This is a genomic window from Clostridium tetani (genome assembly GCF_900167265.1).
In the GTDB taxonomy this organism is placed as follows: domain Bacteria; phylum Bacillota; class Clostridia; order Clostridiales; family Clostridiaceae; genus Clostridium_G; species Clostridium_G tetani.
Genome location: NZ_FUWT01000004.1, coordinates 228,691 through 248,746 on the forward strand (window position 1 = coordinate 228,691; position 20,056 = coordinate 248,746).

Consider the following 20,056-nt stretch of genomic DNA (forward strand, 5'->3'; position numbering starts at 1 on the left):
TATGACAAATTTAAGCAGAGTTGATAAGTTGATAAAAGGGGTTGAAAACTCAATAAAAAATCCTAGAAAAGTATCTAAAGATGAAAAGCTTTATGTAGGTGTAGATTTAGGTACAGCCTACATAGTAGTAGTGGTTTTAGATAGTGAAAAAAGACCTGTAGCCTGTGAAATGCAATTTGCACAAGTAGTTAGAGATGGTTTAGTTGTAGATTTTCTAGGAGCTACTAATATAGTAAAAGAACTTAAAAGAAAAATAGAGGATAAACTTGGAGTAGAACTTACAAAAGCTTCTATAGCAGTACCACCAGGAACTGGAGAAAGAGATATAAAAACTCATGTTTATGTAGTGGAAGGTGCTGGTATAGAAGTTGTATCTGTTGAAGATGAACCAACAGCTGCCAACGCCGTATTACAAATTGAAAATGGAGTAGTTGTTGATGTAGGTGGAGGAACTACTGGTCTTTCTATATTTAAAAATGGAAAGGTTATATACACAGCAGATGAAGCCACAGGGGGAACTCAACTATCCCTAGTAGTGGCAGGAGCATACAAAATTCCCTTTGAAGAAGCAGAGGAGAAAAAAAAGCATAGTAAGAATCAAGAAGAAATCTTTCATGTTGTAAAACCTGTAATTCAAAAGATAGCCTCTATTATCAAAACACATATAAAAGGATTTGATGTAGAAAAAATATATTTAGTTGGTGGTACTTGTTGTCTAAAAGAATTTGAAGATGTAATACAAAAAGAAACAGGAATAGAAACCATTAAACCATTAAATCCATTCTTGGTTACACCTTTAGGAATTTCAATGAATTGTGTTGATAATGAAAGGAGTTGAAATGGTGGATAAGGACAAACTAATTGAGCTTATAACTAAAGAAGTTATGAAAAGAATAAAGCTTACAATGGAACAAAGCAATAGAAAAGAAGAAAACAGTAAAAGTAATAAAACCATATTAATATTGGAAAATAGTAAGGATTTATGTCCAATAGTTAAAAAGAATTTAAGTGAAAATGAAATATCCGTAGATTCTATAGACGATATGAAGGACATAGAAACTTATGAATTTATATTAATACAAAATCTTTCAAATAATGAACTTATCAATATATCAAAAGGATATGCAAACTATGATAAAGAGAAAATAATTATAAATATTCTTTTAAAGGGTAAAAATATATATGCCTTAGAAAAAGGACTAGAATATAAAAACTATGAAAATACATCACCAAGAGCATTATTAGAAGTTTTTAAGAGTTATAAAAATAATTTAACATCCTTTGGAATAACATTTACTTCATTAAGAGCTCTTATAACAAATATTAAAGGCAATAAAGATTTAAAAGGAACTTGCCCTATAGAAAAATTAGAGGATAAATTAGAAGATAAATCACAGAATAATAAATGTATAAAAAAAACAATAGATAAAAAATTGATTTCAGAAATTGATATAAAAAACATAGAAAAAGAAGGAATAAAGGAAATTACAATATCTAAAAAATCTATAGTTACTCCACTGGCAAAAGATTTTGCTAAAGTAAATAACATTAATATTAAAATAGAAAGTTAAGAAAATTTTATAGGAGAAGAGGAGAGCTAAATATGATTATTGGACAAGTAACAGGAAATCTATGGTCAACTAAAAAAGATGAAAACCTCAGCGGATTTAAATTCTTACTTGTAAGAAAATTGGATTATAAAGGTGAGCTTACTGATGAGATGTTAGTTGCAGTAGATTCAGTAGGGGCTGGAATAGGAGATCAAGTTTTAGTAGTTTCTGGAAGTTCAGCAAGATATGCAACTAGAGAAAATAAAGCTCCAATTGATGCAACCATAGTAGGAATTATAGACTCATTAGAATTTGAAAAATAAAGTAATATATGGAGAGTAAAATTATGAAAAAAGCTTTAGGATTATTAGAATTTAATAGTATATCAAAGGGCATAGAAACAAGTGATGTACTTTTAAAAGCAGCTTTTGTAGAGGTAGAAATACTTAGACAAATATGTCCTGGGAAATTCTTAACCATAATTTCAGGTGATGTAGAAGAAGTTAAAGAGGCTATAGATAAGGCAAAATCTAAAGATAATAAAAAATTAGTTGAAAGTAACATTATAACAAGTGTACATGAAGATATATTAAAGGCTCTTAAAAAAAGACCTATAATAAAAGAATTTAATGCAATTGGAGTAATGGAATTTTCCACTGTAACATCATCCTTAGTAGCCCTTGATATAGCTTTAAAAACTTCTGATATACAATTAGTTAAATTAGTTTTAGGAAATGGCATTGCTGGAAAAGCTTATTTTATAATAAATGGATCTGTATCAAGTGTTGAAGAGGGAGTAAAATCAGCACAAAACTGTGTAAATTCTAAGAGAATAGTTCATAGCACAGTAATTCCTTCTCCTAGTAAAATTCTTCTACAAAATATTTAATATAGAAAATTTACCAATAAAATTAAAAAAGAGGTGAAAATATGAGTATTAATGAAATTATAGTATATATTATGATGATATTCCTAGTAGTTGGGGTTGTAGATAAACTATTAGGAAACAAATTCGGATATGGAGAACAGTTTGAAGAAGGAATTATGGCTATGGGTTCTCTTGCATTAGCTATGGTAGGAGCAATTTGTTTGGCGCCGGTTTTAGCAAATGTATTAAAGCCAATAGTAGTGCCTGTTTATAAAGCATTAGGAGCAGATCCTTCAATGTTTGCTACAACTTTACTTGCTTGCGACATGGGAGGATATCAATTAGCTCAGCAATTAGCAGAAATAAAAGAAATAGGACCTTTTGCAGGACTAATACTTGGATCAATGATGGGACCTACAATAGTTTTCACTATTCCAGTAGCACTTGGAATAATAAAAAAAGAAGATCAAAAATTTTTAGCTAAAGGTGTTTTAGCAGGTATAATAACAGTACCTGTAGGAACCTTTATCGGAGGGGTGTTAGCAGGGCTTCCAATAATTTTAGTGCTTAAAAACTTAACTCCAATAATAATAGTTGCATTACTTATAGTTTTAGGATTAAAATTTGCACCAGATGGAATGATAAAAGGATTTACTTACTTTGGAAAATTCATAACTATAGTAATAACTTGTGGACTTGCAGCGGCTATATTACAAAAAACTACAGGAATTGTTTTAATACCAGGTATGGCACCAATAGAAGAAGGTTTAACAGTTGTTGGTGATATAGTTGTAATACTTGCAGGAGCATATCCATTAGTACACTTCATAACAAAAGTATTTAAAAAACCTCTTATGAAAGTTGGATCATTACTTAAAATTAATGACGTTTCAGCAGCAGGTATGATAGCATCCCTTGCAAATAGTATACCAATGTTTGGAATGATGAAAGATATGGATGAAAGAGGAAAAATAATAAATGTTGCCTTTGCAGTAAGTGCATCCTTTGTATTTGGAGATCACTTAGGATTTGCAGCAGGAGTTAACCCAGGACTAATAACTCCTATGATATTAGGGAAATTAGTAGGTGGTATAACAGCAGTAATGGTAGCAGTAATTATGACTAAAAACATTAAAGAAACTAAAAAAGCCTAAAAGGAGATGTTACTATGGAAAATTTAAATGAAAAATTAATAGAAGAAATAGTAAGAAAAATAATAACAGAAAAATTGGGACAAACAGCTCCAAAAAATACTCCTGAATTTGAAAAAAACGTTGATAAAAGTGGAGTTATTTCAATAAAAACAGAAACAGTAAAACCTGAAAAATTTGATACAGGAAAAGAAGGAGATAAAGTTTACTTAAAGGATGTAGTAACCTTAGAAGAAAGTCCAAGACTAGGTTGTGGCATTATGGAAATGGATAAGACTAGCTTTGCATGGACATTAAAATATGATGAAGTAGATTATATTATAGATGGAACTTTAGAAATAGATATAGATGGCAGAAAAGTTGTAGGAAATAAGGGAGATATTATATATATACCAAGAGATTCCTCAATACATTTTACAGTTCCAAACTACGCAAGATTTATGTATGTAACTTATCCAGCAAACTGGGCTGAACAAGAATAATTTTAAAACTATTATTTTAAATAAAATAACAAAAGTGTTGGTAGAGAAAATAAATTCTTAAACCAACGCTTTTATTTTTAAAAGTGAATTTTACTGTATTTTTACAAGGTAATGTTAAATAGTATATAGAATATAATATATAGATAAGTTTAGAATTTGGTAAAGGAAGGGTACAGTATGAAGATAATTACACTTATAGAAAATACAAAAGGGAGTTCAAAAGATTTAATTTGCGAACATGGATTGTCTATTTATATAGAGACAAATAATAAACGTATACTTTTTGATACAGGTAGAACTGATAGCTTTATTATTAATGCAAATAATTTGGGAATAAATTTAGAAAAAATAGATGCTACAATTATATCCCATGGTCATAGTGATCATGGAGGAGGATTATTGCCATTTTTAGATATAAATCATAAAGCCAAAGTATATGCTAAAAAAGGTGTAAATCAGGATTATTATTTTAATACTATAATAACTAGTAAAAACGTTAGTATTAACAAAGAAGTGTTTAATAAGCATTCACGCAGATTTAATTATGTTGATGAATTTACAGAAATAATGGATAACGTATATATTATTACCGACATAGAAAAACCCTATGAAGTTCCCAAAGGAAATAAATATCTATTTGCTAGAGAAGGAGAAAAAGTAGTTAGAGATAAATTTAACCATGAATTAATTATGGTTATCAGGGAAAATGATGAATTAATTATTTTCACAGGGTGCTCACATAATGGAACAGCTAATATGATTGAAACGGTGAGAAATAGGTTTCCAAATTTAAAAATTAAAGCACTAATAGGAGGATTTCATCTAGTTAAAATGCCTTTAATAGAATCATTAGGTGCATCACAGGAGGAAATTGATATAATTGTAAGAAAAATAAAAGATGAAAATATAGAAAAAATTTATACAGGTCATTGTACTGGAGAAAAAGCGTTTAAAAAATTAGAAAATGCTTTAGGTAGTGATATTATATATATTAGAACTGGAATGGAGATAAATATATAGCTGTCATTAAATATGACAGCTATATAAGGTCTAATTTACATAAGTATTTTGTTAAATCAATCAGCGCTTGTACAACCACTTATACAGTGAATATGACCATCTACAAATTTTACTTTAGTTTCAAAGTAATGATAATGGCATCCACAGGCTAGCTTAATTGCTGGACCTGTTCTAGTAACATAACTATGCTCATGACAGTCATTAAAAGTTGTAATACCTTTCATACAATGAGTATGAGGTACTCCACTTAAAGCTTTATCAGTAACTCCTCCGTAGTGGTGAATGTGTCCATCATTGTATGTTGTTGTACCTGAGTAACTGTGAGAATGTTGTGACATTAAAATTCCTCCAAGTTTATTTATACATAAATAGCATATGTCTATTCTAATTAAAATGTTACTATTTTATAAGTAACTAATATCTAAAATATGGTCTTCTGCGTCTTCTGCGTCTTCTACGTCTCCTGCGCCTTCCTAATAATTCTCTAATTAGTAAGATTCTAAATAAGTCATTTAGAGATCTTCTTCTACCGAAGTCAAATTGTCTGTAACACTTGTCATCATCTTTTCCATATATTTCATCTAAACAATCTTTAATATTTTCATAGATATCTTCACAAGCGTTATTTAAGCTTTCATTACTTGGACAACACATCCAACCATATTGTCTTTCCATTCTATCACAATGCACTATAACCATAGGGTAAACTCTACGGTAAATCTCAGGATACATCCTTTCTAAGTCACTATCATCACACATGTCCATATATGGCATACAAGGCCAACAGCAGTTATACATAAAAACCTCCATATAAAATTTGCTATCTCATAAAAGTATATGATTTAAGTGCTTATAGTGTTACAAAGTTAAATTTGTATATGTAGCAGAAATGATAGAAGCCTCTTGACATAAAAATTGTAGAGTACTATAATTTTATTTTCTTTAATAGTCTTAGGGAGGGATTTAGAATGGCAGTAAGCTTAGCAATTATTTTATTATTGGGATTATTAGTAAGTAAATTATTTGAAAAAATTAAGTTGCCAGGTTTATTAGGAATGATTATATTAGGAACTATTATAGGACCCTATGGATTAAACTGGCTTCATGGAGATATGATTAATGTATCTGCTGATTTAAGAAAAATTGCTTTAATTATTATTCTATTAAGAGCAGGTTTGGGGATCAATAAAAAGGACTTAAAAAAGGTTGGGAAAACTGCTTTTAAAATGAGTTGTGTACCAGGAATAATAGAAGGATTTTCTATTGCATTTGTTTCCGTTAAACTTTTAGAGTTTTCTTTTATAGAGGGAGGAATGTTAGGTTTCATTATTGCAGCGGTTTCTCCTGCTGTTGTAGTTCCTTCTATGTTAAATTTGCTTGAAAGTAGCATAGGAACTAATAAAGGTATACCAACTTTAATACTTGCAGGAGCATCTATTGATGATATTTTCGCCATTACTATATTTAGTACATTTTTAGGTTTATATAGTGGGGCTAATATAAATATTGGTATACAGTTACTAAACATTCCAGTATCAATAATATTAGGTATTATAGCTGGTGGCATTATTGGTTTTACAATGGTAAGGGTTTTTAGTAAATACCATATACGAGATACCAAAAAGGTTTTACTTATACTAGGTACATCTATTTTATTTACAGAATTAGAGAAAGTATTAAAAACTAAAATAGAAATAGCGTCATTACTAGGAGTTATGACTATAGGATTTGTTATAATTAAAAAAATACCCGATGTAGGGAAAGGATTAGCATTAAAATTCAATAAAATATGGATTTTTGCAGAGATATTACTATTTGTATTAGTAGGAGCAGAGGTGAATGTTAATGTAGCAATTAATGCAGGAAAAATGGGTATCCTGGTTATATTGATTGGACTTTTAGGAAGAAGTATAGGGGTAATAATTTCATTATTGGGGACAGATTTAAACTGGAAAGAAAGACTATTTTGTGTTATAGCCTATGTTCCAAAGGCAACAGTACAGGCTGCTATGGGAGCAGTTCCATTATCATTAGGAGTAGAGTCAGGAGATATTATTTTAGCCATGGCAGTATTATCTATAATAATTACAGCACCCCTAGGAGCTATTGGAATTAATTTTTCAGCAAAAAGGCTTTTGTATGTAGATAATAAAAAAGAGTAGAAATAAATATACATGGTATTTACATCTTTATTCAAGTAATTTCATAAATTTGTCAACAGTTAAAATTGAATGAGTAATAAATTCACCGTTTTTAAAAATACTATATGTAGTTGACACAACGGGGGATTTTTGTGCTTCTTCTGCTGATTTATATTTAATTATCTTTAAAGGAATCCCCTTCAAAATAGCCTCTTCTTTTATTTGAGATACATAGTCTTCACAGAAGGGACATTGGTTTGAGTAGGCAATGACAAAGCCATTTTTATATTCAATCTCACAAAGTTTAGCAGAGCTATTAAATTTAGGTTTAGGTGCAGAACTATCAAAAGATAGTACCATTAACTCATAGTATGGGGGGATATCACATTCTTATATTAATTAGAAGTAACTACACAGTGAGACTAAAGAATTTTTTTCTTAGAGGGAAACCCATAACTGTATATAAATAAACTCAAAGTCCAAGTAATCTTATAATTACTTGGACTCATATTTACTCCCCTTTAAGTTCCTTCATAATAGTTTTATGATATTCTTCAAGGGATCTTGCAACTAGAGCGTTAGTATATGCTATTAACAATTTATATGTTTCAACCTCATCTGCAATATCTTCAGGTAGGGCTAAAATTGATGGAGAACATTTTAGTGCATCTTTAGTAGCCTCTAAGGAAACTTCATTTACTATTTTTTCAAAGTCAATATTCAAAGTATCACAACCTTTCTATATAAAGATTTTACCATAGGATAAAAATATATGAAAAGAGTTTATATTAAAAAATACTTTTAATTTCACTATTTATTTTGTCAACATCTATATTATCCACTGTATCGTTACTTATTTTATACTTTTCCTTTAATTTTAGTATTCTATAAACACTTTCATTAATTTTATCTTCCGTTATTATATTGTTTTCTACTGCTTCTTTTATAGAATTAATTACGTATATTTCATTATCATAGCCATGACATATTAAAATAATATCCGTTCCAGCATTTATAGATTTAATAGCTGCATTAGAAATATCAAAATTTTTTGTAATGGCACTCATGGTCATATCATCTGTAATAACCACTCCATTAAACTTTAAATCATTTCGTAAAACATCTTTTATTATGATTTTTGACATAGTTGCAGGATAGGAGGAGTCTATTTTAGGTAACAATATATGAGATATCATAACTACATCTGCATTATTATTTATCGCCTCTTTAAAGGGGATTAATTCGAACTCCTTTAATCTTTTCATATCATGATTAATTAAAGGAAGTCCCACATGAGAATCCACTGAGGTATCACCATGTCCTGGAAAATGTTTTATAACAGGAATAATATTACCCTCTCTTAATCCTTCCATAGTTTTAATACCAAGTCTAGTAACTAAATTTGGATTATTACCAAAGGATCTATCCCCAATTACAGGATTTTGCAGGTTACTATTTATATCTAGAATCGGTGCAAAATTCATATTAAATCCAAGGCATGTAAGTTCTTTTGAAATTATTTTGCCTATATTATAACTAAGGTTACTATTATTTATTTCACCTATAATCTTATTACTAGGAAGTTTTTCTAATTCTTTAGGCATTCTGCTAACCCGTCCACCTTCTTCATCAACAGATATAAATAATGGAATTTTATTCTTTGAATTAATAGATTTTAATGAATTAGTTAATTTCATTGTTTGTTCTGCACTTCTTATATTGTTTCCAAATAAAATAACACCACCAACGTAATTTTTTTTAATTAAACTTTCTATATTCTTATTTGCTTCATATCCATCAAAACCTACAATAAGCAGTTGACCAATTTTCTCATCTAAGCTCATACTATTAAGTTTAACTTGCATAGAGTTATCATTATTTAGTTTTGGAGCTTTGGAAGTTTCATTATTAATATTTCTATTATTAGAGTTATTATTTTTACCACAGCCTAGTAAAAATGCAAAATTTATTAATAATAAAACTATAAATAAATTAAATTTTTTCAATTAAATCTTCCTTTCCCAAAAAGGTACTGATATTGTTTAATTATATCCAATTATTGCCTTATATAAAAGCAATATGTCATAAAAGATGAAATATATTTTATATTGTAAGAAACTTTTAATAATTAATAAAGATATAGTTAAATTTTATTAATTATAATCAAGTTATACTAAGACTATAGGGGGAAAGTCAGAATGAAGATGAAAAAAGCAAAAATAATTATGAAATTTTTATTAGTAGTTATATTATCTATAGTGGCACTAAAAAAATTTAATATTTATGAAAATAATAAGGAGTTAAGAGAAAATATATACAAGTGTTTACAAGATAAAAATAATAGAATAGAAGCCTATTACTCAGGTGTAGCTTTAAATAATGGCAAATCTGAAAATACCTGCGTTTATTTTATTTCAGAAGTACTTAGAAAAAATAATTATAATGTTCCAAAAGACATGGCAAATACAGAAAGCCTTATAAATTTTTTAAAGAAGGATGGATGGAAGAGGAAAACAGATTATAAAAAATTAAAACCAGGAAATATATGTTTTACAACAGATGGTTATGGAAATAAAAATGGTATTCCAACTCATACCTATATATTTATGGCTTGGGTGAAAGAAGGAAGCTACGATTATGCCTATATATGTGATAATCAGGCAAAAGACTATGAAAATAAAATATATCATATTAGAAATATAAAAAATGTGGATAAGGCTAATGGATACTCCAAAGATGCCTTTAGTTTTTTTATGGAAAAATAAATGTATTATTAGAGTTACTAAGAAAGGGTGATATAATATTAGGGATAAGGGGTGATGATAATGGAGGAATATAGTGTGCTTGTAGTAGATGATGAAGATGAAATAAGAGATGCCATAGGTATATATTTAAAAAATGAGGGAATAAAAGTTCTTAAAGCAAAAGATGGCATAGAGGCTTTGATGGTTTTAGAAGAAGAAGAAGTTCATCTTATTATAATGGACATTATGATGCCTAGAATGGATGGAATTAAAGCTACTTTTAAAATAAGGGAAAGTAAAAAAATACCTATAATAATGCTTTCAGCAAAATCTGAAGATATGGATAAAATATTGGGACTTAATATAGGAGCGGATGATTATGTAACAAAACCTTTTAATCCTTTAGAACTAATAGCTAGAGTAAAATCTCAGTTGAGAAGATATATAAGATTTGGGAATTATAAAGAAAATAAAAATGCAATAGTAGTAAGGGGACTTACTTTAAATAAGGATGCAAAGACTGCTATGGTAGATGGAAAAGAAGTAAGCCTTACATTAACGGAATATAAAATATTAAAATTATTAATGGAAAACAAGGGACGGGTATTTTCTATAGAACATATATATGAAAGCGTTTGGCAGGAACCTTTTTATAATGGGGAAAATACTGTAGCGGTTCACATAAGGAGGATAAGAGAAAAAATAGAAATTAATCCAAGGGAACCAGAATACTTAAAGGTGGTTTGGGGAATTGGATATAAAATTGAAAAACAAAAAATCAATACTAATATGCTTTATAGTAGGTATATATTTAATAGCTATAGCATCTATAGCATGTATAGATGTTTTAAATCATAGGCATTATTTAAAAAAGGACGCTTATATTAATAGCGAATTTTTTAAAAACCAAGTTATAAATTATTTTGAGAATGTGCAGCTTCTAATAAGAGCAGATAAATCAGATTCAAATAAAAAAGGACAGGAAGATTTAGAGAGTGTGAAATTAAAAAAAGTTATAAATAATAATAAAGCTTTTAGTTATTATATTAAAAATCAGAATACAGGAAAAGTATATACAAATATAAGTGGATTATCTAATTTAAATAAATATATAGAAGATAAGGCATTATACAATTTAAATCTTTCAAAAATAGAAGATAATAGATTTAATTTTATTAGGACAGAAGTTGAACGAAATAATTTCATAGGTAACATTATAGTTTTAAAAAAAGGTGAAACATCTACTCAACTTTATAGAGATTATGATTATTACAACTCTATTAAAAGTAAACTTATAAAAGAAATTATTATAGGAATTATATCATTTGGCATTGGAACAGTTATAACTTTATACTTGTTAAAACATAAAAGAGATGAATTGCAGTTTATAGAAAGAACAAGAGAAAGGTACAATAAAATACCAATAGAATTACGGGTAATTTTATTATTTATATTTTTAAAAATAATGTCTGAATATCAAAGAAGAATTTATTTATTTGATATGCCTATTAAAATTGAAAGATTTATTAAATTAAGTTTTGTAGCACTATATATTTTTTATCTTTTAATATGTGGATTAAATTTTATAAGTAATAAAAATAATGGAACAAAAATACTTAGAAACAGCATTGTTTATAAAATGAAAGAAGATATAAGGAAAAGCTTTAAAATAAAGAGTACAATTAGAAAAGTAACTTTAATTTATATTACTACTATTTCCATTGGATTCGTATTTATAATTGGTATGATTATGCTTAAATACAATAGATTGATATTCTTATTAATTATGACTTATATAGGAATCTATGCATATATAGTTCCACGATATATATTCAAAAAGACTGCTATGATAAACAAAATAGTAAAGGGTACAGAAGAAATGGTAGCTGGTAATTTAGATTATAGCATAGATGAAAATGATAAAGGACTTTTAGGAAAGTTAGCTCACAATATAAATAATATGAAGAAAGGATTAAAAAAATCTGTTGAGAGTCAGGTTAAAAGCGAAAGACTTAAATCTGAGTTAATAACAAATGTTTCTCATGATTTAAAAACTCCATTAGCATCTATAATAAACTATGTAGATTTATTAAAATCAGAGGACTTATCTAAAGAAGATATGAATGTTTATATTCAAATTTTAGATAAAAAATCTAAAAGACTTAAAGTACTTATAGAGGATTTATTTGAAGCATCAAAAATTTCAAGTGGATCTATAGAATTGAATATTGAAAAAGTAAATATATCAGAAATTTTAAGACAAGCTTTAGGAGAATTCTATGAAAAAATAGAAGGTTCTTCTCTTAACTTTAAAGTTAATATAGAAAATGACGGAATATATGCAAATTTAGATGGTAAAAAAACCTGGAGAGTATTTGAAAACTTAATAGGAAACATTCTAAAATACTCCATGAATAATTCCAGAGTATATATTGACTTAGAAACAGAAGGAAATAAAGCCATAGTAACTATGAAAAATATTTCAGCCTACGAAATGGATTTTGACGTAGAAGAAATATTTGAAAGATTTAAAAGATCGGATAAAGCAAGAAAATCAGAAGGTTCAGGATTAGGACTTGCTATTGCAAAAAGTATTGTGGAACTGCAAGGAGGAAACATGGATATAGTTATTGATGGAGATCTTTTTAAGGTTACTATAGAGTTTAGTTTGTTGGATAAATAGAATTTATGGTAAAATATATATATAAATTTTGAAGCTGAAGGGAGAAAACAATTGGATAAAAAATTTGCTTTAAGCATTGTAAGAAAACAATATGGAGAGGATATTGAAAAGAATAGGAAATTTAAAAATATAAAAGGTTTTTTTGATACAAGTGAAAAACAAGAATATACAATTGATGATGATACCTGGAGTGATATGGATATGAATAGGGTTTATGAAAAGTTAGATAGAACCTATAGTACTCCAGGAGAGGCAGTTCTATACTATATGTTAAGGAATCCGCTAAAGGATGAAGAAAAATTAAAGAAAAGGGATAAATTAATTGAGGCATTTAAAAATGACTCAGATTTAAGAGAAAAGCTTTTGCGTATATTTCTTGAATTGAGTACAGATGCAAAAAATACTTTTTTAGATATGATAGAAAGTGAGCTTGTAGTAAATAAATTTAAATATTATCTATATACACTATTAGGTAAAGTTGTTCCTATAATATCTATCATTTTAATTATATTGTTTGGTGAGAAGTATGCCTTAATGATAATGGTTTCTAGCTCATTAAATATGTTTATAAATTATACGGAAAAAAATACTGTTAAATCACGTGGGATAATTTATTTAAGGGACATTATAAAGGCTTCTAAAAAAATATCTAATATGAAAAATGATGATATTAAAGAGTACATAGAAAAGATAACAATTAATCTTAAAGAAATTAAAGATATTGATAGAAGTACATTATTAATAGGAATAATAAATATGTGGCACGGATTTTTTGAAGTAATATCTACATTGTTTCTCGTAGAAGAGTGTGCTTACTATAGAATATCAGCGATTTTAAAAGAGAAAAAGAAATATATAATGAATATATTTTACGCTTTAGGTGAGATAGATGCAATGCTTTCAATATCAAGTTACCAGAAAAGTTTAGAAGAGAATTATGTAAAACCAAATTTTACAAAGGAAGTTTCACTGAATATTATAGAGGGGGTTCACCCACTTTTAGATAATCCTGTGGCAAATTCTATTTTTATTAAAGATAAGGGTATAGTACTTACTGGTACAAATATGTCTGGAAAATCAACTTTCTTAAGAATGTTAGGTATAAATATACTTTTATCACAGACTTTTTATTTTGCATTAGCTAAAGAATATAAAGCTTCATTTTTTAATATAGTTTCATCAATTAGTCCTAATGATGATTTATCAAAAGGAAAAAGCTATTACATGGCTGAAGCAGAAGGAATACTTAGAATTGTCAATGCCTTTAAAAAAGAGTTACCTGTATTTTGCCCCATATATGAAATATTTAGAGGAACTAATCCTATAGAGAGAATAGCCATGTCAGCAGAGATATTAACTTATATAAATAATGGAAGAAGTATTCCTATTGTAGCTACCCATGATAGGGAACTTGTAGATATTTTAAAGGGTGGTTACGAATTCTATTATTTCAGTGAAGATGTTGATAGTGAAAATGGATTGAGTTTTGATTATAAACTTAAAGTTGGTGTTTCTCAGACTAGAAATGCAATAAGGCTTTTAGATTATATTGGCTATCCAAAGGAAGTAACAGAAGGTGCATATAAAAGGGCAGAAACCATTGAGGGATTTATTTAAAAAGGAGGACTAAAAATTAATGGCAAAGAAATTTTATGCAGTAAAAAAAGGTATTAAACCTGGTATATATACAACATGGAAGGAATGCAAAGAAAATGTAAATGGAGTTTCTGGAGCTATTTATAAAGGATTTTCAACAGAAGAAGAAGCTAAAAATTTTATGGGAATGGAAAATTCAAATATAGATAAAGATAAAACCATATCAGATATATTCTATAAATCAGAAGCAGTTGCATATGTAGATGGAAGTTATGAAAATACTAAGAAACAATATTCTTATGGAGTTGTTATGTTTTATAATGGTTGCGAGGAACACTTTGCTGAAAAATTTTCAAATCCAGATATGGTTTCTATGAGAAATGTAGCTGGAGAAATTGAAGGTGCAAAACGTGCAATGCAATTTTGTATAGATAAGGGTATTAAAAGTTTAGATATAATTTATGACTATGAAGGAATAGAAAAATGGTGTACTGGGGTTTGGCAAGCTAAAAAAACTGGTACACAAGCCTATAAGCTATATTATGATGAAGCTATTAAATTAGTTGATATTAATTTTATTAAAGTTAAAGGACATTCAGGAGATAAATACAATGATTTAGCTGATTCATTAGCTAAGGGTGCTTTAGGAATAGGAAATTAATATTATTATGAATATTTGCACATAGCCTAAAAACCCCCCTAACCTAGAAACACAATGTTTTCAATAGGTTAGGGGTTTTGCTTTTCAATATGGTGCCGAAGGAGCGACACTTAGACTGTTCGCACCCTTATAGGGTGCTTTTACGAAAAAATCTATATTAATATCTTCTTTCGTTATTTCAATGTTTTTTATGAAAACAGAGATTATCTTTTTTATATTTTTACCATTATCAAAAGAATTTTTAAGTTCTAGTAACCAGTTTTTTATTTCATCTTCTGGTATAACAGACATTCTATTTATTTCACCAATTCGTTGTTGTATTCCATCAATATATGTTTCAAGTTCCTCTAGTTTTTTTGCTAAGTGCATGGATGTTACTCCGTTACTAATCATTTTTACAATGTTATTGATTTGGTTATTAGAATTAGATAATTCATTTTTTAAATATTTAAGTTCAGATGGGGATTCTGCTTCTTGATCAGCTATATATTTATGTATTTTTATAATTAAATTATCTATATCTCTGAATACCTGTTCTTTTATAAAATTAGTAGCTATAGTTTCTATTTTTTCAGCTCTAATACTGTTATTACATCCAGTGCATCTATAATAAAAGTATCGATTACTTTCTTTGGAACGTTTTTGTGCGTACCCACTCATTTTTCTTTCACATTCACATTTTATTAATCCAGATAAAATATATTCTCTTACAGCAATTTTTTTACCTCTAGACTTTGTACGCTTTTTTATTTCTTGTTGTGCGGTATTAAATTTTTCTTTTGAAATTATTTTAGGTATACCATCTTCAACTCTAATTATATCTTCATCTTTGTTATATTTTTTAAGGTTTCGTCTACCATTTTTGTATTTTCTACTAGTTTTATTATATGTATATATTCCACAATATTTATCATTTTTTAGGATAGTTGGAATTGAGTTAAAAACGAAAGGTTTTCCTCTTTTATTTTTATAACCTTTATTATTCAAAATATCAGCAATTTTTTTATAACCAATACCATCTAAATATAAATCAAATATTTCGCGTACTATTCTAGCTTCCCTTTCATTTATTATATATGTCTTGTCTTCTGCTATATCATACCCTAGTGGTGGGTATCCACCGTTAAATTGAGCTTTTTTTGCATTGATTTTTAATCCTTTCATAACCTCATTAGCTAGATTTTCAGAATAATATTCAGCAAAACTTTCAAGAATACCCTCCATAAGATTTCCTTCAGGAGAATCATCAATTGGCTGCATGACATATTTTATTTTTATATTATGTTTTTTAAGTATAGATTTGTAGATAGCAGCGTCATATCTATTTCTTGCAAATCTATCTACTTTATGGACTAGTATCAGATCAAACATATTTTTTTTAGCATCTTCAATCATTCTTTTAAAAGATTTTCTTTCAAAAGTTCTGCCAGATATAGCTTCATCAACGTATTCTCTAAGCACTGTAATATTGTTTTTAAGTGCATATTTTTTTATGTCCATAATTTGAGCTTCAATGGATTCTTCTCTTTGATTATCAGAACTAAATCTAGCATATGCTACCGCCCTCATAAAATCATCCTCCATTTTTAAATTAAATGTTATTCTTATATTTATAAGATATTAATTTTAGTTGATTTAAAAGTTCATTTGCAAATTCTATTAAATCTCTATTAGTCATTTTATCTACATTAAATTCACAAAAATTTATAACAACAGGTTGTTTTAAAATAAATTGCATTGCCTCTTCAACAGTTTTAAACTTTATACAATTTTCTTTTGTACCAATATAAGTTTTATACTCTGTTTCACGAAGCAGATAATCTAGTGAAACTTTGAAATAATCAGCGATTTTAATTAATACTTCATAACTTGGTTTACGTGCATCTGTTTCATACATACCTACCATAGATGTACTAACGCCAATTTTTATAGCTAATTCTTCTTGAGTAATTTTGTTATCTTTTCTTAAGGATTTAATTTTTTTACCTAACAAATCAATCACCTCTTACCTAACATTAATATGGGTATATTTAAATACGTTATTATTATAACCCATAGTGATAATAATAACAATACAACTAATAGTGATAAATAAAGCTATATGGAGCAATTTGAAGAAAATAGCATTTAAATTCTCACTATTAGTCATAATAGGACTTGTTTATTATCACAATTAGTTATAAAATACAATCATAGTAAAGAACAAACGAGGAATTGAGGTGATAAATTATGGCAAATCATATTACAAATTTAAGAAAAAAGGCTGGGTTTGATACAGCAAAAGAAGCAGCTAAAAGCTTGGATATAAGTAATAGTATGATGTATCAAATGGAGGGTGGATACAAAAAACCAAGTCCTCAATTGGCAATAAAAATGTCCAAGCAGTTTGATTGCACATTAGAAGATATTTTTTTACTTTTCAATACAACTAATAGTGGTAAATAGGAGGGGTTATATGCAAGCAATAGTTGTAAGGACTAGATTTAATAAAAAAACTGAAGAAATAATAGAAGAAAAAATAATAGAAAAAATAGAAATAAATGAAGAGAGCTTTTATGAACCAGTAGTTGAATATTTAGGTAGTAATATATTAGCTGATAAAACTATGAAACTAAAAACAACTCTATAAAATAGTACAAGCTTAATCATATCCAATTTAAACATATTTAACAAAAGCATATCAGTAGTGCCGCAATGGCGAATAATAAGTAAAGAAAAAGCGAAGAAAATGTGAAAAACAAAGTAGCTAATATAGTTTAAGATTGTAAATAACAAAATAAAAAGGAGAGGATAAAATGAGTAACTTAATTAAAATTTCTAATAAAGATGGACAACAACTAGTAAGTGCAAAGGAATTATATTTAGGGCTAGGTCTTAATAAAGCAGTATGGTCAAGATGGCATGTAACTAATATAGAGAAGAATGAGTTTTTTAAAGAAAACATTGATTGGATAGGGGTTCAACAAGATGTTGAAGGTAATGAAACAATGGATTTTGCTATAACTTTAGAATTTGCAAAACATATAGCAATGATGACTAGAACTGAAAAATCACATGAATATAGAAATTATTTTATTGAATGTGAGAAAAAAATTAAAAAACAGCACAAGCCAACTTGCATTGAAGATGTTTTAATACAGAGCTTACAGGAAATGAAAGATGTTAAACAACAGCTTAACCAAGTTAATAATAAGATGTTAGAAACTAAAGAGGAATTAAAAACAGTAAGAGAGGTTATAGAAATAAGACCTTCTAACAGTTGGAGAGGAGAAACAAACAGATTAATGACTAAGATTTGTTTTAAACTTAAAGATTACCAAAAACCAAAAGAAGAAGCTTACAAAGCACTAGAAGAAAGAGCGGGTTGTGATTTAAAGATTAGATTGAAGAATATGAAGGTAAGGCAAGTATTACAAGGTGTGTCTAAGAGTAAAATTGATGAACTTAACTATTTAGATGTTATAGCACAAGATAAAAAGCTTATAGAGATATATACAACTATAGTAAGCCAGATGGCTATAAAGCATAAGGTAGGCACTAACTAAAGGCTAAAAGCCTTTATAAAAAATTTTACTAAGCTAAAAAGGTTTATACTTCCCTAGTTTATTCTATGAAAGGAGATTATAAAAGATGAATAAAACAATGAAAAAGTTTGATGAATGTTTAGAAACATGGAATGACTTACCTGATTATGTTTACACAGAAGAATACAGAGAAGCGTTTAAGAAGTTTATACAAAAGAAAGTTGATATTGGACAATCTATAGATGAACTTGTAGTTGTAATGACTTTACATCATGAAACAGGTGGAAGGTTACCGTATTTTCAATTTGATAGGAGGTAATGGTATGACAGATAAAGAAAGAATAGACCTTTTAGAAAGACAAGTTCTAGAATTATCAAAGAAACTTGAACAGAAAAAAATTATTAAACCATGGTATGAACTTTGCGAAGAAATAAATCTAGATAAAAGATTACTTGAAGCATTTGGGACTAATGAAAATAATCCAAGAGTTGCTCAAACAAGATCTTCTATATGTTGCATAATTGGAAAAGCATTTCGTAAAAGTTCTGTATTAAATCTAGATACGAAAGAATGTAATGAAGCTAAAGAATTTATAAACTATGTTATTGATTTTATAAAAAATACAAGAGATAAATATAAAGTTAGTAACCCAGTTAGAGGGTATGAAAGAAAATTTGAATATAGGGGTGATTAAAACATGACACCTACAGGACAATTAATTTTAAGTCTATACAGCTTATTAACAGTAATAATTCTAATAACAATAAATATTAAAAGAATAATAAAGGCAGGTGATGAAGGTTGGGAATTAGCAATGTTGATACCAGTTCTGATATTCTTAGCAAATGTGATTTAGACGGAACGGAATTATACGGAGTAGATGGACAAACCATAGTAGACATTAGAGAAATGGTAACAGAACATATAAAAAGTTTATTGGAGGGAGAAGAATGGTAAAAACCTATGTAAAAGACGGAATTGAATATACAAGTTCAAACCACCGCATGATATACAATCCAGAATTTCATTTTAAACATAATAAAGCATGGACACTTAAGGATATTGCCTATCTTTGTGGTATGTGGGAAAGCACAAAGAAAAAAGATATATCATTAGCACTTGGAAGGACAGAAGGAACATGTATGTCAAAGGTTTGTGGACTTAAAAAGAGAGGTGAATTTAATAGATATAAAAGAATGTTTAAAGAAGTATAAAAAAAGAGCTGCAAGAGCAGCCAAATTAAAATACTTAAATAAAAAACCAATTACAGTTTATAAGAAAACGGAGGAATTGTAAAGATGATAAAAGATATAACATTAGCACTTTTAACAACAACTATAAATAGATATTCTAGTTTAGGTGACAGTATCAGAGCAATACACAAAGAAGCAGTGATTAACGATTTAACAGGCATTTTAGATTATGTAACAGATTTAAAAGAAGAGAATAATCAGCCTATAACAGTAGTTTTAAATTCTAATGGAGAAGTTGAATTTCTTAAGAAAAGGATTAGAGAACTTGAGGAAAGCTGTGAAACTGATAATGAAGTTATAGAAAAGCAACATAGAAAAATTAAGGAGTTACAGAATAGCAATTATAGATGGAATACACTTTGTGTTCAACTTAAAGCAAAAA

26 protein-coding genes and 2 pseudogenes are annotated in these 20,056 nt (G+C 28.0%); 21 read left to right on the forward strand and 7 right to left on the reverse strand.

The genetic code is table 11. The features are described from left to right. Position 1: 1 nt before the first annotated feature. From eutJ to B5D21_RS04600, 7 genes are all read left to right on the forward strand, one after another. Positions 2–838 carry an ethanolamine utilization protein EutJ gene (gene eutJ, locus B5D21_RS04570; RefSeq protein WP_011100317.1) on the forward strand — a complete coding sequence of 279 codons (837 nt, stop codon included), beginning with the start codon at positions 2–4 and terminating at the stop codon, positions 836–838. Continuing rightward, positions 825–1,571, forward strand: coding sequence for a TIGR02536 family ethanolamine utilization protein (locus B5D21_RS04575; protein ID WP_080744111.1), 747 nt, complete (start codon positions 825–827; stop codon positions 1,569–1,571). The genes eutJ and B5D21_RS04575 overlap by 14 nt, the downstream gene beginning before the upstream one ends. A gap of 32 nt (positions 1,572–1,603) precedes the next feature. Then, positions 1,604–1,873 carry a EutN/CcmL family microcompartment protein gene (locus B5D21_RS04580; protein ID WP_035109067.1) on the forward strand — a complete coding sequence of 90 codons (270 nt, stop codon included), beginning with the start codon at positions 1,604–1,606 and terminating at the stop codon, positions 1,871–1,873. A 23-nt stretch (positions 1,874–1,896) separates the two neighbouring features. Next, a complete protein-coding gene (locus B5D21_RS04585) occupies positions 1,897–2,439 on the forward strand; it encodes an ethanolamine utilization microcompartment shell protein (RefSeq protein ID WP_035109069.1) in 543 nt (180 codons plus the stop codon). Positions 2,440–2,480: 41 nt separating this feature from the next. Further along, positions 2,481–3,572, forward strand: a complete 1,092-nt coding sequence (gene eutH, locus B5D21_RS04590) for an ethanolamine utilization protein EutH (RefSeq protein WP_011100314.1) — start codon at positions 2,481–2,483, stop codon at positions 3,570–3,572. A 14-nt stretch (positions 3,573–3,586) separates the two neighbouring features. Then, on the forward strand, positions 3,587–4,051 hold the full coding sequence (locus B5D21_RS04595; RefSeq protein WP_011100313.1) for a cupin domain-containing protein: 465 nt from the start codon (positions 3,587–3,589) through the stop codon (positions 4,049–4,051). A gap of 177 nt (positions 4,052–4,228) precedes the next feature. Then, a complete protein-coding gene (locus B5D21_RS04600; protein WP_035109071.1) occupies positions 4,229–5,071 on the forward strand; it encodes an MBL fold metallo-hydrolase in 843 nt (280 codons plus the stop codon). Between the two features lie 56 nt (positions 5,072–5,127). Here B5D21_RS04600 and B5D21_RS04605 read toward each other — a convergent pair whose 3' ends face one another. Both B5D21_RS04605 and B5D21_RS04610 read right to left on the reverse strand, forming a co-directional pair. Further along, positions 5,128–5,409, reverse strand: coding sequence for a YmaF family protein (locus tag B5D21_RS04605; RefSeq protein ID WP_035109073.1), 282 nt, complete (start codon positions 5,407–5,409; stop codon positions 5,128–5,130). A 76-nt stretch (positions 5,410–5,485) separates the two neighbouring features. Continuing rightward, positions 5,486–5,869, reverse strand: a complete 384-nt coding sequence (locus tag B5D21_RS04610; RefSeq protein ID WP_046655679.1) for a hypothetical protein — start codon at positions 5,867–5,869, stop codon at positions 5,486–5,488. 170 nt (positions 5,870–6,039) lie between these two features. Here B5D21_RS04610 and B5D21_RS04615 point away from each other — a divergent pair, with 170 nt between their 5' ends. Continuing rightward, positions 6,040–7,233: a cation:proton antiporter gene (locus tag B5D21_RS04615; RefSeq protein WP_011100311.1), complete on the forward strand. Its 1,194-nt coding sequence runs from the start codon at positions 6,040–6,042 to the stop codon at positions 7,231–7,233. A gap of 27 nt (positions 7,234–7,260) precedes the next feature. On the opposite strand, the gene B5D21_RS04620 is transcribed toward B5D21_RS04615, so the two are convergent. The 3 genes from B5D21_RS04620 to nagZ all read right to left on the reverse strand — a co-directional run bounded on the left by B5D21_RS04620 (position 7,261) and on the right by nagZ (position 9,218). Then, on the reverse strand, positions 7,261–7,572 hold the full coding sequence (locus tag B5D21_RS04620; RefSeq protein ID WP_011100310.1) for a YoaP domain-containing protein: 312 nt from the start codon (positions 7,570–7,572) through the stop codon (positions 7,261–7,263). A gap of 151 nt (positions 7,573–7,723) precedes the next feature. After that, entirely contained in the window at positions 7,724–7,936 is a 213-nt protein-coding gene (locus B5D21_RS04625; RefSeq protein WP_035109075.1) for a hypothetical protein, read from the reverse strand. Between the two features lie 64 nt (positions 7,937–8,000). Then, positions 8,001–9,218, reverse strand: a complete 1,218-nt coding sequence (gene nagZ, locus B5D21_RS04630; RefSeq protein ID WP_011100309.1) for a beta-N-acetylhexosaminidase — start codon at positions 9,216–9,218, stop codon at positions 8,001–8,003. A gap of 192 nt (positions 9,219–9,410) precedes the next feature. Between nagZ and B5D21_RS04635 the strand changes: the two genes are divergently transcribed. The 5 genes and pseudogenes from B5D21_RS04635 to B5D21_RS04655 all read left to right on the forward strand — a co-directional run bounded on the left by B5D21_RS04635 (position 9,411) and on the right by B5D21_RS04655 (position 14,896). Then, positions 9,411–9,977 carry a hypothetical protein gene (locus tag B5D21_RS04635; protein WP_011100308.1) on the forward strand — a complete coding sequence of 189 codons (567 nt, stop codon included), beginning with the start codon at positions 9,411–9,413 and terminating at the stop codon, positions 9,975–9,977. 60 nt (positions 9,978–10,037) lie between these two features. Beyond that, positions 10,038–10,727, forward strand: a pseudogene (locus tag B5D21_RS04640) (response regulator transcription factor); the annotation flags it as partial. Beyond that, entirely contained in the window at positions 10,708–12,639 is a 1,932-nt protein-coding gene (locus B5D21_RS04645; RefSeq protein ID WP_052042359.1) for a HAMP domain-containing sensor histidine kinase, read from the forward strand. The pseudogene B5D21_RS04640 and the gene B5D21_RS04645, both read left to right, overlap by 20 nt. A gap of 51 nt (positions 12,640–12,690) precedes the next feature. After that, a complete protein-coding gene (locus tag B5D21_RS04650; protein ID WP_011100305.1) occupies positions 12,691–14,256 on the forward strand; it encodes a MutS-related protein in 1,566 nt (521 codons plus the stop codon). Positions 14,257–14,275: 19 nt separating this feature from the next. After that, the gene (locus B5D21_RS04655) at positions 14,276–14,896 is read left to right on the forward strand and encodes a ribonuclease H1 domain-containing protein (RefSeq protein WP_011100304.1); all 621 of its coding nucleotides are present in this window, start codon (positions 14,276–14,278) and stop codon (positions 14,894–14,896) included. An 84-nt stretch (positions 14,897–14,980) separates the two neighbouring features. Here the strand turns inward: B5D21_RS04655 and B5D21_RS04660 are convergent, their stop codons facing one another. Then, positions 14,981–16,465: a recombinase family protein gene (locus tag B5D21_RS04660; protein ID WP_052040968.1), complete on the reverse strand. Its 1,485-nt coding sequence runs from the start codon at positions 16,463–16,465 to the stop codon at positions 14,981–14,983. A 22-nt stretch (positions 16,466–16,487) separates the two neighbouring features. Continuing rightward, positions 16,488–16,898 (reverse strand): helix-turn-helix domain-containing protein, encoded by a 411-nt coding sequence (locus tag B5D21_RS04665; RefSeq protein WP_011100302.1) that lies wholly within the window; start codon positions 16,896–16,898, stop codon positions 16,488–16,490. Positions 16,899–17,125: 227 nt separating this feature from the next. On the opposite strand from B5D21_RS04665, the gene B5D21_RS04670 reads away from it, so the two are divergent. The 8 genes and pseudogenes from B5D21_RS04670 to B5D21_RS04695 all read left to right on the forward strand — a co-directional run. Then, positions 17,126–17,341, forward strand: coding sequence for a helix-turn-helix transcriptional regulator (locus B5D21_RS04670; protein ID WP_035124361.1), 216 nt, complete (start codon positions 17,126–17,128; stop codon positions 17,339–17,341). A 10-nt stretch (positions 17,342–17,351) separates the two neighbouring features. Beyond that, a complete protein-coding gene (locus tag B5D21_RS14030) occupies positions 17,352–17,525 on the forward strand; it encodes a hypothetical protein (protein ID WP_155274208.1) in 174 nt (57 codons plus the stop codon). Positions 17,526–17,691: 166 nt separating this feature from the next. Next, positions 17,692–18,441, forward strand: coding sequence for an antA/AntB antirepressor family protein (locus B5D21_RS04675; protein WP_011100301.1), 750 nt, complete (start codon positions 17,692–17,694; stop codon positions 18,439–18,441). An 85-nt stretch (positions 18,442–18,526) separates the two neighbouring features. Beyond that, positions 18,527–18,739: a hypothetical protein gene (locus tag B5D21_RS04680; RefSeq protein WP_035124359.1), complete on the forward strand. Its 213-nt coding sequence runs from the start codon at positions 18,527–18,529 to the stop codon at positions 18,737–18,739. 4 nt (positions 18,740–18,743) lie between these two features. Beyond that, positions 18,744–19,115 (forward strand): hypothetical protein, encoded by a 372-nt coding sequence (locus B5D21_RS04685; RefSeq protein WP_035124357.1) that lies wholly within the window; start codon positions 18,744–18,746, stop codon positions 19,113–19,115. 107 nt (positions 19,116–19,222) lie between these two features. Beyond that, the gene (locus B5D21_RS14035) at positions 19,223–19,378 is read left to right on the forward strand and encodes a hypothetical protein (RefSeq protein WP_155274207.1); all 156 of its coding nucleotides are present in this window, start codon (positions 19,223–19,225) and stop codon (positions 19,376–19,378) included. Then, a complete protein-coding gene (locus B5D21_RS04690) occupies positions 19,372–19,635 on the forward strand; it encodes a hypothetical protein (protein ID WP_035124355.1) in 264 nt (87 codons plus the stop codon). The genes B5D21_RS14035 and B5D21_RS04690 overlap by 7 nt, the downstream gene beginning before the upstream one ends. Before the next feature lie 84 nt (positions 19,636–19,719). Continuing rightward, positions 19,720–20,056: pseudogene (locus tag B5D21_RS04695) on the forward strand (hypothetical protein); the annotation flags it as partial.